General features: G+C 32.9%; 17 protein-coding genes and 1 pseudogene. 10 read left to right on the top strand and 8 right to left on the bottom strand.

Translation table 11 applies throughout. From position 1 onward, the window contains the following. Positions 1-65: 65 nt before the first annotated feature. The gene (locus tag OEV98_RS02950; protein ID WP_263071706.1) at positions 66-1,301 is read right to left on the bottom strand and encodes an HD domain-containing protein; all 1,236 of its coding nucleotides are present in this window, start codon (positions 1,299-1,301) and stop codon (positions 66-68) included. A 410-nt stretch (positions 1,302-1,711) separates the two neighbouring features. Between OEV98_RS02950 and OEV98_RS02945 the strand changes: the two genes are divergently transcribed. Next, positions 1,712-1,975, top strand: coding sequence for a hypothetical protein (locus OEV98_RS02945; protein WP_263071705.1), 264 nt, complete (start codon positions 1,712-1,714; stop codon positions 1,973-1,975). 24 nt (positions 1,976-1,999) lie between these two features. Then, positions 2,000-2,707: a DNA alkylation repair protein gene (locus tag OEV98_RS02940; protein ID WP_263071704.1), complete on the top strand. Its 708-nt coding sequence runs from the start codon at positions 2,000-2,002 to the stop codon at positions 2,705-2,707. Between the two features lie 300 nt (positions 2,708-3,007). Here OEV98_RS02940 and OEV98_RS02935 read toward each other — a convergent pair whose 3' ends face one another. Then, positions 3,008-3,190: a hypothetical protein gene (locus OEV98_RS02935; RefSeq protein ID WP_263071703.1), complete on the bottom strand. Its 183-nt coding sequence runs from the start codon at positions 3,188-3,190 to the stop codon at positions 3,008-3,010. A 325-nt stretch (positions 3,191-3,515) separates the two neighbouring features. Here OEV98_RS02935 and OEV98_RS02930 point away from each other — a divergent pair, with 325 nt between their 5' ends. Both OEV98_RS02930 and OEV98_RS02925 read left to right on the top strand, forming a co-directional pair. Beyond that, positions 3,516-3,776, top strand: a complete 261-nt coding sequence (locus tag OEV98_RS02930; protein WP_263071702.1) for a metal-sensitive transcriptional regulator — start codon at positions 3,516-3,518, stop codon at positions 3,774-3,776. A 158-nt stretch (positions 3,777-3,934) separates the two neighbouring features. After that, positions 3,935-4,114, top strand: a complete 180-nt coding sequence (locus tag OEV98_RS02925) for a sporulation YhaL family protein (protein WP_263071701.1) — start codon at positions 3,935-3,937, stop codon at positions 4,112-4,114. 320 nt (positions 4,115-4,434) lie between these two features. Here the strand turns inward: OEV98_RS02925 and OEV98_RS02920 are convergent. Then, a pseudogene (locus OEV98_RS02920) lies at positions 4,435-4,790 on the bottom strand (transposase); the annotation flags it as partial. Positions 4,791-5,085: 295 nt separating this feature from the next. Continuing rightward, positions 5,086-5,967, bottom strand: coding sequence for a peptidylprolyl isomerase (locus OEV98_RS02915; RefSeq protein ID WP_263071700.1), 882 nt, complete (start codon positions 5,965-5,967; stop codon positions 5,086-5,088). Between the two features lie 193 nt (positions 5,968-6,160). Between OEV98_RS02915 and OEV98_RS02910 the strand changes: the two genes are divergently transcribed. Beyond that, a complete protein-coding gene (locus tag OEV98_RS02910) occupies positions 6,161-6,244 on the top strand; it encodes a YjcZ family sporulation protein (protein WP_263071949.1) in 84 nt (27 codons plus the stop codon). Between the two features lie 70 nt (positions 6,245-6,314). Next, a complete protein-coding gene (locus tag OEV98_RS02905) occupies positions 6,315-6,404 on the top strand; it encodes a YjcZ family sporulation protein (RefSeq protein WP_263071699.1) in 90 nt (29 codons plus the stop codon). A gap of 116 nt (positions 6,405-6,520) precedes the next feature. Here the strand turns inward: OEV98_RS02905 and OEV98_RS02900 are convergent, their stop codons facing one another. Together OEV98_RS02900 and OEV98_RS02895 are read right to left on the bottom strand one after the other, a co-directional pair. Then, positions 6,521-6,700, bottom strand: a complete 180-nt coding sequence (locus OEV98_RS02900) for a hypothetical protein (protein ID WP_263071698.1) — start codon at positions 6,698-6,700, stop codon at positions 6,521-6,523. A 66-nt stretch (positions 6,701-6,766) separates the two neighbouring features. After that, the gene (locus tag OEV98_RS02895; protein ID WP_263071697.1) at positions 6,767-7,348 is read right to left on the bottom strand and encodes a DUF3267 domain-containing protein; all 582 of its coding nucleotides are present in this window, start codon (positions 7,346-7,348) and stop codon (positions 6,767-6,769) included. Positions 7,349-7,807: 459 nt separating this feature from the next. Here OEV98_RS02895 and OEV98_RS02890 point away from each other — a divergent pair, with 459 nt between their 5' ends. After that, positions 7,808-8,140, top strand: coding sequence for a YhaI family protein (locus OEV98_RS02890; RefSeq protein WP_263071696.1), 333 nt, complete (start codon positions 7,808-7,810; stop codon positions 8,138-8,140). A gap of 20 nt (positions 8,141-8,160) precedes the next feature. On the opposite strand, the gene OEV98_RS02885 is transcribed toward OEV98_RS02890, so the two are convergent. After that, complete coding sequence (locus tag OEV98_RS02885; RefSeq protein ID WP_263071695.1) at positions 8,161-8,733, bottom strand: HTH-type transcriptional regulator Hpr; 573 nt, start codon at positions 8,731-8,733, stop codon at positions 8,161-8,163. A 320-nt stretch (positions 8,734-9,053) separates the two neighbouring features. On the opposite strand from OEV98_RS02885, the gene OEV98_RS02880 reads away from it, so the two are divergent. Beyond that, positions 9,054-9,248 (top strand): hypothetical protein, encoded by a 195-nt coding sequence (locus OEV98_RS02880; protein WP_263071694.1) that lies wholly within the window; start codon positions 9,054-9,056, stop codon positions 9,246-9,248. A gap of 181 nt (positions 9,249-9,429) precedes the next feature. On the opposite strand, the gene OEV98_RS02875 is transcribed toward OEV98_RS02880, so the two are convergent. After that, positions 9,430-9,849, bottom strand: coding sequence for an HIT family protein (locus OEV98_RS02875; protein ID WP_263071693.1), 420 nt, complete (start codon positions 9,847-9,849; stop codon positions 9,430-9,432). A 734-nt stretch (positions 9,850-10,583) separates the two neighbouring features. Between OEV98_RS02875 and OEV98_RS02870 the strand changes: the two genes are divergently transcribed. Together OEV98_RS02870 and OEV98_RS02865 are read left to right on the top strand one after the other, a co-directional pair. Further along, on the top strand, positions 10,584-11,327 hold the full coding sequence (locus OEV98_RS02870) for an ABC transporter ATP-binding protein (protein WP_263071692.1): 744 nt from the start codon (positions 10,584-10,586) through the stop codon (positions 11,325-11,327). Further along, positions 11,320-12,534 carry an ABC transporter permease gene (locus tag OEV98_RS02865; protein WP_263071691.1) on the top strand — a complete coding sequence of 405 codons (1,215 nt, stop codon included), beginning with the start codon at positions 11,320-11,322 and terminating at the stop codon, positions 12,532-12,534. The genes OEV98_RS02870 and OEV98_RS02865 overlap by 8 nt, the downstream gene beginning before the upstream one ends. The last annotated feature ends 1 nt before the right edge of the window (position 12,535 follow it).

Below are 12,535 nucleotides of genomic sequence, written 5' to 3'. Positions count from 1 at the left end.
AGATATATTAAAAAAGCCAGAAAGCAAAGTTTTTGTTAAACATTGCTTTCTGGCTAATTTAATTTTTACTTTATACTTTCAGTATTTTCATATCTACTATCCAAGAAGTCTGCAATATGAACGATAAATCCTTCGATTGTTTGCGGGTTTCGAATGCAGGCTCCCCATTCAGGTAAGCCATGGTGGCAAAGAATACAATGAGAAATTTGGTGAATATCCTCTAATGTGATAGTGATAGATTCACTCTCAATAACTTTTGACAATAGAAGAACTCCATAAGGGATGTGTCCTATCATTACGCCTAATGCATCCATTATGATTCCAGTTTGCTTACGATGTTTAAGTGATGTGTCATCAGAAGTAGGATATAAAAATTTAAATTCATCATATTTTTTTCCGGCATGATCATATTCTAATAGTTTTCCAAGATCATGATATAAAATACTAGTCATTACAATATCATAACTTGGCGAAGCATCCTTATGCTGCATCATGCCATATAGCATATTATATAAATGATCAATAGTTTCCTTCCAGACAAGTTGCTGGGAGTTTATACTATCATTTTTTAACTGATCCCAAATGTCACGTTTATGGATTTTTTCAACTACATTAATTAGTTTAAGTGTCGCTTGATAATGATTTTCCTCATGCTTTAATATATATCTGGCAAATCTCATTAAACCAACGGTATGCTTTAGCAAACCACCTAAATAATTATGATGATATCCTTTGGCAGCAGGGCGAATACTAAACTGATTCCAAAATTTTCGCATCGCAGCGTAGGCAATTTCCTTAAATGGAGAAGCTAGCTCATCTAAATACGTGAATAGTTCTATCGTAAGTTCCTCGATACTCTGCTTTGTATATGGCAGAAGCTGAAATGGATTTACGGAATCTTCCAGTGGTTGTAATTTGTAAATCGTTAATGATTTATGTCCGCGATAATCCTCTACTTTACCTTCAACGGTAAAGATTGAATATTCCTCAAGCAATGGTGTCACAAGATTAACGCTATCTTGGTTATCCCACATTTTTGCATTAATTGGTACACCAGAGTTATTACTAAATTTTATTTTTAAATATTGTTTATCTGTTTTCGTTTTTTCAACGGTAAATTCATTTAGTAGCAATGGGATTTTCACTACTGTTCCTTTTTCTATTTCCTGTATATTAAAGTTCTCTTCCCCGTTTGGTAATACCGGAGCAGGAAATTCTTTTAAAATTTTGCCCTGGAATGAATCATCTACATCGATTGTTACCGGTATATAATGATAAAAATAATCTTTATTGATTGACACGTCTATTCCTCCTCTAATGGGAATATGGATTCACCATTTACAAGTATGATAGATTACTTTGTACTAGATAAAAAGGTATATATTTTTTTAGTGAAATGTAAAACATCGCAATCTGTCGTTAGTTTTATTTTAACTTAAAAACAAGTATATTTGGATAGAAATAAAAGGTTATTTAAACTACTAGCTGGAAATACTAAACTATTTGGGAAATTTATACCGATAATCTGTCTTTTCAATGAATTTCCATGGCTTTATTCTTAAGGATCGCGACTAAATTTACAAATACTAATTATTTTGATGAAATCTTGTCATTTCCAAAAAGCATGTGCAGAATATAATAGCCAATCATGTTAAAATAGAAATGTGTTAGCAATTGTCAACTATTTTAATGAAAAGGATGGTTGAAGCGGATGAAAAAATATGATGTTGTTGAAAAAAAGGTTACTGAATATGAGTTGTTATCGGTAACGTGTAATAAATGTGGGAAAACAAAGCAGCTTACTGGTGATAATGATGAACGACAATGGGACGCAGAGCAGTTTCAATCGATAATCTGTAGTTTTGGTTATGGCAGTAAATTCGACATGGAAAAATGGAGTTTTGACATTTGTGAGGATTGTTTAGTGGAATTTGTAGCTAGCTTCAAAATTAAGCCAGAAGGATTTGGTGAATAACGAGAAGAGAGGAAGTGTTACGTAATGAATGTTGAAATGGTAATGCAAGAACTAGAAGCGCTCGGTAAGGAAAGAACGAAAAATATTTACATTAGAAACGGTGCACATGAGCCGGTCTTTGGTGTGGCTACTGGTGCAATGAAGCCACTTGCGAAAAAAATCAAAAAAAATCAGGAGCTTGCAGAGCAGCTATACGCTACTGGGAATTATGATGCCATGTATTTTGCTGGTGTTATTGCAGATCCGCTGGCAATGACGGAGGCTGATTTTGAACGGTGGATAAATGGGGCTTATTTTTTTATGCTATCGGATTATGTTGTCGCTGTCACTTTGGCAGAGACAGAAATTGCCCAAGCTGTCGCGGATAAATGGATCGCAAGCTCCGAGGAATTAAAAATGTCTGCTGGCTGGAGCTGTTATTGCTGGTTATTTGGTAATCGCAAGGACACGGAATTTGACATTTCTAAAGTATCTTTAATGCTTGATGAAGTGAAAAACACGATTCATGATGTTCCTGACCGGACAAAGTCTGCGATGAACAATTTCCTATATACTGCAGCAATTTCCTATTTGCCACTTCATGAAAAAGCAGTTGAAACAGCTAAAGCTATCGGTCCGGTTGAAATGAAAAAAGACGGGAATAAAGTAACCATCCTCCATGCATACGAAAATATTCAAAAGGATTTAGAGAGAGGAAGACTAGGGTTCAAACGGAAATATGTACGCTGTTAGGATTACTAAGTAATAAAAACATAATGAAGAGTATTTAATGCTTCCATCTCGAAGTGTCTATGTGGAAGTATTGGCTATGGAATTGAGTAAAAAAGCCAAAAAATGCACCTATCCTTCAATGCATTTTTTGGCTTTTTTGTTCTATAGTAAAAGGATTTTGCTATTTAGTGAAAAATAAAAGGACCTCTTTAATTGGTAGTTTCCTTTCAAGTTGTCTAGCGAATGTATTTAATTGTGCAGGTTTTGCAGGAGCCTCGCTTATGTTTTTCACTTTCATTTGCCTGCTCTATGCTTTCACTTTTAAAATTGGATATTTTGAAAGAGTGAAATGGTAAGTATTAATGTGGATAAGGAGCCAGCAGACATTAAAGTGATTATTTTCCATCTGTTTATCTCTTTTGAAGATTTTCCAAGTTCTCTGGAAGCCATAACCCAAATAACGATGGAAACAATCGCTACGATTGCAAGAACAGTTGTTGACATATTTAACCCCCACTTTATTTATTGTTTATACGAACTTTAACATACAATATATTTTTATGCATTAGTTATATTAAAGTCTATACCTTTGTATACGAATTAGTAATAGGAAGGTTTCGTTTTCATTCCTTTCATTTGAAAGAAGTGGACATTATACTTATTGGGGTTCATAATGTTGTTCTTCTTATTTTCCTTTAGCTGTGCATACACCTTGCTTCCCTGTGAGAGGCTATTGATATAGATTATCAAAACGATTTCTAAAATGATCAAGAAACTGTTTGAACAAATTTAATGATTAACCAATCTTGTTGGTTAGAAGGAGAACAATATGGAATACAATGTACAAATAAAAAATCGAGTAAAACGTATGGAAGGTCAGTTAAGAGGAATTATAAAAATGATGGAAGAGGATAAAGATTGTAAGGAAGTTATCACCCAATTATCTGCTGTAAGATCTGCAATGGACCGTACGATTGGGTTAATCGTAAGCTCTAATTTAGTCGAATGCGTTAAACAAGCGGAAAGTTATGGCGATAGTATGGAAAACTTGATTAACGAGGCAGTTAATTTACTTGTTAAAAGTCGCTGAAAATAAATAAATTTAGGTTAATGATTATCCTCTGCTGTGGATGATAAGTTTTCTTCGTAAGTGGTCATATTCCTCAATTACTAGAATAGGATAGTACAAAGTGTTCTGAAGTACACTTTACTAGATGGACAACCTATAATAATGGAGGGAATAGGAATATGCCGTTTTGGATTTGGCTAGTGGTCATTGGAATTGTAATTAGTGCCTACATGACTATACGTACAAATAGAGAGGAAAAAGAACTAGAATTAAAAGAAGCAGAACAAGAGGGGAATATTTATTTGGAAAGAATGATAGAAGAAAAAGAGAAAAGAAAGCAGGTTTCTTCTGAAGGATAAAATATCTGCTATTTCACGTTTTTTGTTCATAAATAATAGGAAAAGGCAGCGAATAATCGCTGCTTCAGACTGTCGACAAAAGGTATTGAGAGACATCCCCTCGGTGCCTTTTGTCATTTTTTGATGGAATTGCGGTTAAAATCCGTTGATTTCCGCTCCGGGCACTTGCTTTCCGGGGTGCGGGCGGTGAGCTTCCTCGTCGCTTTCGCTCCTGCGGGATCTCACCTGTCCCGCACATCCCGCAGGAGTCAAGCACCCTCCGCTCCAATCAACTAGTTTGGTCCACTCAAGCAGGTTGCCAAGTCCAAGTGGCCATTTTCTTCCAATTCATGGCAGCGACGTTCATAATTTTTACTGAAAGTAAAAAAGTGAGGAACTTCTGTGTAGAAACCGAATCCTAAAAACCAACGATTGGCCATGTTTGTTTCAATTTCTTTTATGGTTTGGCGCATAGAACGGATACCAAATATGTATTGGATGAAGATCATCTAAACATAACTACGGGGTCGATACTTGGACGGCCAATCCTTGAATAGAGGTTTTCAACCAAGGGATAGATGAAAGAAAAATCAATGGCCGACTCTAGCTTGCACACTAAATGATCTTCAGGAACTAATTGATCAATTGTCAGCATTTCTAATTGTCCACGGTCATTTGTTTGGTTTCTCCTCATCATGGAACGTCACCTCGAAAATTATTAGTCCTATATTTTAATTGATTGAAGGTTACTGAAACGGAGGGTGGTGACTCCAGCGGGAAAAGCGAGAAAGTCGAGACCCTGGACTGAGTGTAGCGAGGGAAGCGGCTTGGCCCCCCAGGGGAAAGCGTCCACCCTTCGTTCCAATCAAGCTATACTATTTACATCATTCTATTTTAAAAGAAAAAAGAGTGTAGGCAAACTCAAAAATCTTCGAGTTTGTCTACACTCTGAGGCAGCGAATAATCGCTGCCTTTTTGCATGAAAGAAATTATTATCCTTCTGCTTGTTCCGTTGTTTTGAACGTATCTTCTAAATCTTTATCTTTTACTTTCACTTTTGCATCTTCAACGGCTTTATTTAATGCTGCATCAATAGTTGCTTGATCCATTTTTGCAGTTTTTACTTTATCCTCTAGCTCGGTCTTCATATCATCAAATGATTTTACATCGTCTTTTTCTGTTACTTTTGTTGCTTGAATAATATGATAACCATAACTAGATTGAACCGGCTGACTGATTTCATTTTCTTTTAATTTAAATGCAGCTACAGTAAATTCACGAACAAGTTGTGAAGGATCTAATTCTCCTAAATCTCCGCCGTTTTCTGCAGTTGCAGTATCAGTAGAATATTCTTTTGCAAGAGCTGCAAAATCTTCCCCATTGTTAAGTTTTTCAAGCACTTCATTAGCAGTTTTTTCATCTGCTACTAGAATATGTCTTGCAGAAACTGTTTTTGTTTCAATATTGTATTGATCTTGTAGATCCTCATCTGTAACTTTAATTTCATCCTTCGCTGCTTTTTCTTGCAATAATTGCACTTCAGCTAAGTCTTTAAATAAAGCCATTTGTTTTTCATCATTTTTTAATTGCTCTAAAGCCATTTCATAATACTCGCCATAATTGGATTGAAGGAACGTTGTTAAATATTCATCTACTTCTTCGTCAGTTACTTTATATTTATCAGCTAAGACCTTTTGATAAACAAGCTCTTGAAGTGTTGATTGACCGTAACGATCTTTTAATGCTTGGTAAAATTCATCTTGAGTGATATTTCCCGCTTTTGTTTCAACTACTGCCTCGCTGTTATCGTTATTACATGCGGATAAGGCAAGCACTCCAGCAACAGCTAAAGTTACAAGGTATTTTTTCTTCATTAAGTTAACAACTCCTAGTTCAATGTATTCTTAGTTTCCTTTATATTACAAAGAATACTATAACATAGATAGACATTAAGATAAAAAAATTTTTTTAAAAAATTTTTCGAAATATAAAATTAGGTGTTTTCCTCAGTCACTTTTCGCTTAGAAAACATAGGATATATCGAGTATACAAAAGGAGGTATGCAAGATGACTGTTGGTAATAACAACGGATTTGTGTTAATTGTTGTCTTATTTATTTTGTTAATTATTGTAGGGTGTTCATACTTGTAATTTATATTGATATAAAGAAACACCAATTTGCCATAGGTAAATAGCAATCCTTTTAAGGAGGTGGAGCAGTATGTCAGGTGGTTACGCAGGAGGAGGCTTTGCGCTTCTTGTAGTATTGTTCATTTTGTTAATTATTGTTGGTGCAGCATATTGGTATTAATTCGTAAGAAAAAATAATGAAACTCAAGAAAAAGCGGCAGACAGTTACCTGTTTTGCCGCTTTTTCCCTTTATAGTAGTAATCCATTATTATATTTATTTTCTTATTACAAGGAAGTTACGTAAAAATAAATTCTACAAATGAGGAAATTAACAATATAGTAGTTAAAATATTTGTTGTTCGAAAGATTTTTGGTTGCTTTTCTTCAGGTATTTCCTTTTGATTGCAAAATTTATCCATTTGTTTATTCATGAAAAAGATAACAAGTGTTGCAATAATAATAAACGTTAGGATCAAACCAATACCCCCAATCACAATACATAGAATACATTATCATAAAAAACACTTGTTGCCTAACAAAAATCAGACAAGCTGGTTTACATTGGAAACATTATTATCATGCTGTTTCGTTTTTGTTAATATTTCATAACCTTGTTCATTTTCCTCAATATAACAGTTGGCTGGGGATTTTAATAATACCTTCAAGGAAATAAAATCTGCTAAACATATTGCTAAATGATAGGAAAGTAAAATAATTAGATAATGACCGAAGCTGGGAATAAGAAAAATACTTCCAATGATCCAGCCATTTATCACAAAAAATGGCATAAGTAATGCTATAATATACTTCCATTTAGCAAGCGGTTTGCGGACCATAATTTGCAGTTGATAAACAAAAGGTATGATTTTCTTCTTTGTAATGGAAATTTCTGCTTTTGTTACGAATAGACTAAGGATATGAATGAACTTATGAAGGAAGTAAAGCAAAAATAATAATACTGCGAAAATATGAAAATAATCATCTGATAAATAGTTCCTATCAACAACAAAAGATAGTGGAACATATAAAATCACAAATGAGATAATAAATGTAATACAGGATAATCCAAGAACATGGTGTTTACTAAACTGCTGTTCTAGATTGATGGATTTCCAACATTGCATGGGATATACCGTCCTTTTTTGGATGAATGAATACTATGGTTCTTAAATAGTAACATCATTTTCGAGATAAATCATTATATAATTTTATTAATTATTATGAAAATCATTACAGTCATTTTTAGGAAATAATAGACAAAATACGAAATAGGTATTTATGAACATAATGAAAATGTTTATATTAAATAGTAGAATAATAAACAGATGAATTTTTTTACATATATAAAAATAATTACCATTATACATAAACTGCTAAGAAAAAAATCCTTCCTTACTTTACGACGGAATCGGAAAAAAAACAATAGGGAAATGTTCATATTAAATGACGAATAATGGAATATATTTTCTAAGTTTGTCTTCTTTTGTAGACGTGCAGGAAAATAAGTGAAAAGGGGAGAATGGATACTATAGAGAAGGAAAAATGCAGCGGAATTTTTAAGCAAAAAAAGGATGGGTGCACGGATGATAGATGAACTGTTAAAAAGAATTGAGCGTTTAGAATATCACCAACAATTAATGTTTCAATTGATTGATCGTACGAATGTTTCATTTACAAAATTAATTGTTGAAAAAAATCTCGGGCAAGAGGAAGTTATGGAATTTCATAAACTATGTGATGATATGAGCAAGAAATTAGAAGAACAAAAAGCGGAAGGATTTCTCTATTTTCATCCGCTACTTACTGAGTTTTCGAGTAAATTAAACCATAAATTAGAAGTTAACGAGACAATTAATGCTTGTTTAAAAGAAAATCTCCATCAAACACTAATGGCTGAACTTAAAAAATACTTATAATAATATTCTAGTTTATGATTCTATACAACTTCTTTCTCAGATTGTCCTTTTGTTTCGTCTGCTTCTTTATTATCTGTTAGAGCATCTTCTAAATGATTAAAGGATTTTTGGAAGATTTCCATAAAATCTTCTCCATATATATTACGAACAATGGCCATTAATTCTAATATATCTGGAAATTTCCCGTAGATTTCTTTAAGTGGAAGTGCACCTTGTAATACCGTATGTTTTTTTGGTTCATAAATATCGAGTAATTTACGAACAATTTCTTCACCAGCATCTGTTAATTGGATATACGTATTTCGTTTATCCTCTACTTTTTTCGAAAAGGTGAGGAATCCTCTTTCTTCCAGCTTTTTCGAAAAATTAAATGCGGTAGATACGTGCATTACACCAAATTTAGCTACATCTGAAATTGAAGCCCCATTTAAATGATAGGCAATCCATAAAATATGGTGTTCATTAATATTTAAATCAAATGGTTTAATCCATTGCTGCCAATCTTTTTCAATCGACTTCCAAAGCGCTTTCCCTAATTGCGCGATTTTTTGAGTAAAAATGAGTGCTTCCATTTTTGAAATATCTTTTCCCATTCCATCACCCTCTAAATTAATATATTCATTATCTCAAGAAAATAAAAATAAATAAAGTAGGAAATTAACTAAATTTTATGATTTTAATTCTAAGAGGCGTATTTTACGAAAAATATTAAACTCCCAATACTATAAAATACGAAATTTACAGCGAATTAGTTTCAAAATTTTTGTAATTTATCTTCTAGTTTTTCAAAATTCTACATTTATACAAAAAAATCCTCTTTATTTTAGAAAAATTTTTTATTAATTTTCTGGATTCTGTATCCAAATATTTTTGCATAAACTAAAAAAAAGGCGAAGTAATTGGAGGAATGCAGTTGGAGGGGATCATCTTTGGCGTATTTGCTTTAAGCATTGTGTTATATTTTGGTACATTACAATGTTTACATGCGATTAAGGCGGCTAGTAACAATTTCTATCGGGCACAGATGCGAAAACGATTTATAGTGTTATTTATTAGTGCGGATTTGTTTCTTTTGATGAGTATTGTTTTGTTTTATATGTACTATTAATAATGGTCACCAGCCGGAAACACATTTCTGTTCTACAAAAGCAAGTGGATTTCCGGCTGCACAACATTACATAAAAATTTCCCTCCATTTGTTTATTAACGAATAGACTCTACAAATAAAAAAGGAGAACTTACTCCTAAGGGGAGTAAGTTCTCTTGAATGCCACTATGTATATTATTATTTATAATTCATCAGTAATATTTTTTGCAATCGTTTGTAGCTCTTCAGGGCTATATTCGCTAGTATGTGTTTCCCAAACTGCGCCGAAGCCATCTCCTTTTCCGTATCGTGGAATTAAATGAAGATGGAAATGGAATACACTCTGTCCTGCTTTTTCTCCGTTGTTATTTAAAACATTTAATCCAATTGGGTTAAATGCTTTTTTTAAGCCATTAGCAATTTTCGGAACCGCAGCAAAAACATTTTGTGCAACCTCTGGTGTTAATTCAAATACATTTGCTTGATGTTTTTTAGGGATTACTAATGTATGACCCTTTGTCACTTGGCTAATATCAAGAAAAGCAAAAACATTTTCATCCTCATAAACTTTTGCAGAAGGGATGTCACCGTTAATTATTTTACAAAAAATACAATCACTCATATTTAATCAACCTTTCCACTATTCATATTGTTACATATTTTATCATAATATCATGCCAATTGGAAAAGCAGGCAATAGAAATTTTATCATGTCGAAAAACAAAAAAAGAAGGCAAGACCAATTGTTCACACAATGGGCCTTGCCTATGTGAAGGGAAATGTTTGTTAACGGTGGTTCCAAGTGTTACAGGTTATCAAAGAAGTCTAAAGCATTCAAGCTTATCATCTCCGTTTCAATTTCATAAAATATATGAATTAGCCGGTTGATGATCTTTTGTAAACACCTCATTTTTTTGATGAGTTTTTACTTCAGAATGCAACTAGTTCTTTTCAAACGAGTAAATTTCTTTCACTGTCACCCCATTTGAACTTTACTAATTCCCCTTCGCTACTTATGATAACCAGAACGGGAAAAAGTATTCGAAGCGAAAAGGATTTTTTTAAAATTATTTTTTGGTGTTTTCTAAATGCTTGTTGTACTTCATAAGATTGGTTTATTAAATGAAGCGCTGTACAGACTGAAAAACGTAAACTTTGTGAAAAGCAGAGCGTATTTTTGTTCGCAAACTTTTTACAAAAAGTAACAATTTATACGACAACATATTTTTTACATAGGTCTTTCGTTTGATTTCATATAAATTAAGAAAAAATTAAGTACCGAAAGTTCTTCTTTTATTTATTTTTTGCTACACTTAAAGTAATAGACAATCCTTAGAGAGAAAAGGAGATCGATTTATGAGTTTGCTGGAAATTAATTCATTATCTGGTGGCTACACCAAGAAAAATGTGCTGAAGGAAGTTAGCTTTTCCATAGAAAAAGGAGAAATCGTTGCACTCATTGGATTAAATGGTGCAGGAAAGAGTACAACCATTAAACATATTATTGGATTAATGGAACCAAAAAAAGGATCCATTAAAATTGACGGGAAAACGATAAAAGAAGATAGGAACGAATTTCGAAAAAAATTCTCATTTATACCAGAAACTCCTGTACTCTATGATGAGTTAACATTGGAAGAGCATCTATACTTAACGGCAATGGCATATGGGCTATCAGAATCACAATATAAAGAAAGATTAACCGTGCTTTTAAAGGAATTTCGTATGGAAAAACGGTTAAAATGGTTTCCATCTCATTTTTCTAAAGGTATGAAACAAAAAGTAATGATAATGTCGGCATTTTTAGTAGAACCAGAGCTCTTCATTATTGATGAGCCATTTGTTGGTTTAGATCCTCTTGCAATACAAAGCTTATTAAATTTAATGAAATCGAGACAAGAGCGAGGCGCAGGCATATTAATGTCAACGCATATTTTAGCGACTGCAGAAAAATATTGTAATAAATTTGTTATTTTACATAATGGAGAAATTAAGGCTAAAGGAACAATGGACGAGCTTCGCAAGCAGTTTGACCTGCAAAGTGCAAGCTTAGATGATATTTATATCGAATTAACAAAGGAAGATTTACAAAATGAATAGTAAAAATCTTTGGTCAAAACGTGCGGTAGAACGATTGAAAGAAGTTGCCCGGTATGGAAAATACATGTTTAATGATCATCTTTTGTTTGTCGTCATTATTGCTATTGGAGCAGGTGCATATTATTACCAAGATTGGGTAAGCGGACTAACTGCTGAGTTTCCAACTCCAATTCTTTTTGCCATTGTTTTCGGATTATTGCTTACTAGTGGGACGGTTATGACCTTTTTTAAAGAACCAGATAAAGTTTTTCTACTTCCACTGGAAACGACGTTAAAACCGTATATTATCCGATCCTTTCTTTTAACGATTGTATGGCATCTTTATTTGTTGTTTATTTGTTTATTAGTACTTGCACCTATTTATGTAAATACGATTATCAATGGTTATAGTTTTTTCCTTTTTGCAGCAGTAATTTTTTTATTAAAAATAATCAATTTAACGGTTCGTTGGTTTGTTGATTATGACCCAGATAAAAACAGCATTTGGTGGGATTATTTCATTCGGTTACTATTAAATGGGATAATTATTTTCTTTTATTTAAATGAAACGACTTCATTATTAATTGCCTCTCTAGCTATTTTCATCATATATACTGTATATTTTGGCTGGAAATCAAAAGAGAGTGGGCTTCCATGGGAGAGACTAATTGAAAACGAAGTGAAACGAATGGGGCGTTTTTATCGTATTGCCAATTTGTTCTCCGATGTTCCGCAATTGAAGAATGAAGTGAAACGGCGGAAATGGTTGGATATATTCATACGAAATATTTCATTATCATCGGAGAAAACCTATATTTACTTATTAGCAAGGACCTTTTTTAGAAGTGGAGACTATTTCGGATTATTTGTCCGATTAACGGTTATTAGTAGTGTGTTAATAGTCGGTTTTGAAGGCTCATTTGTTGGCTATGGAATCGCCTTGATATTTATTTATTTAACTGGCTTCCAATTATTAAGTTTATGGAAGCACCATGATGCAATTATTTGGACAGATTTGTACCCTGTTAGCCAAGGGGTAAAAAATAAAGCATTTTTAAAATTAATATTAAATATTTTATGGACACAAAATTTAGTATTTACAATCTTATTCCTGTTTTCTACTCAATGGGTACGGGGAATGTTGTTATTTGTTATCTTAAGTATTTTTATCTATCTTTTTGTCTATGTTTATTGCCAAAGTAGGTTAAATAAGTGGGAAAGTGAATAGA

Source organism: Perspicuibacillus lycopersici (genome assembly GCF_025660475.1).
Taxonomy (GTDB): domain Bacteria; phylum Bacillota; class Bacilli; order Bacillales; family Caldibacillaceae; genus Perspicuibacillus; species Perspicuibacillus lycopersici.
This window is presented reverse-complemented; position numbering and strand designations above follow the sequence as displayed.

Bases quoted from the DNA above. Each gene is read 5' to 3' on its own strand.
- OEV98_RS02945 (WP_263071705.1), top strand. From the start codon at position 1,712: ATGAAAAAATATGATGTTGTTGAAAAAAAGGTTACTGAATATGAGTTG.
- OEV98_RS02940 (WP_263071704.1), top strand. From the start codon at position 2,000: ATGAATGTTGAAATGGTAATGCAAGAACTAGAAGCGCTCGGTAAGGAA.
- OEV98_RS02935 (WP_263071703.1), bottom strand. From the start codon at position 3,190: ATGTCAACAACTGTTCTTGCAATCGTAGCGATTGTTTCCATCGTTATT.
- OEV98_RS02930 (WP_263071702.1), top strand. From the start codon at position 3,516: ATGGAATACAATGTACAAATAAAAAATCGAGTAAAACGTATGGAAGGT.
- OEV98_RS02925 (WP_263071701.1), top strand. From the start codon at position 3,935: ATGCCGTTTTGGATTTGGCTAGTGGTCATTGGAATTGTAATTAGTGCC.
- OEV98_RS02915 (WP_263071700.1), bottom strand. From the start codon at position 5,967: ATGAAGAAAAAATACCTTGTAACTTTAGCTGTTGCTGGAGTGCTTGCC.
- OEV98_RS02910 (WP_263071949.1), top strand. From the start codon at position 6,161: ATGACTGTTGGTAATAACAACGGATTTGTGTTAATTGTTGTCTTATTT.
- OEV98_RS02905 (WP_263071699.1), top strand. From the start codon at position 6,315: ATGTCAGGTGGTTACGCAGGAGGAGGCTTTGCGCTTCTTGTAGTATTG.
- OEV98_RS02895 (WP_263071697.1), bottom strand. From the start codon at position 7,348: ATGCAATGTTGGAAATCCATCAATCTAGAACAGCAGTTTAGTAAACAC.
- OEV98_RS02890 (WP_263071696.1), top strand. From the start codon at position 7,808: ATGATAGATGAACTGTTAAAAAGAATTGAGCGTTTAGAATATCACCAA.
- OEV98_RS02885 (WP_263071695.1), bottom strand. From the start codon at position 8,733: ATGGGAAAAGATATTTCAAAAATGGAAGCACTCATTTTTACTCAAAAA.
- OEV98_RS02875 (WP_263071693.1), bottom strand. From the start codon at position 9,849: ATGAGTGATTGTATTTTTTGTAAAATAATTAACGGTGACATCCCTTCT.
- OEV98_RS02870 (WP_263071692.1), top strand. From the start codon at position 10,584: ATGAGTTTGCTGGAAATTAATTCATTATCTGGTGGCTACACCAAGAAA.
- OEV98_RS02865 (WP_263071691.1), top strand. From the start codon at position 11,320: ATGAATAGTAAAAATCTTTGGTCAAAACGTGCGGTAGAACGATTGAAA.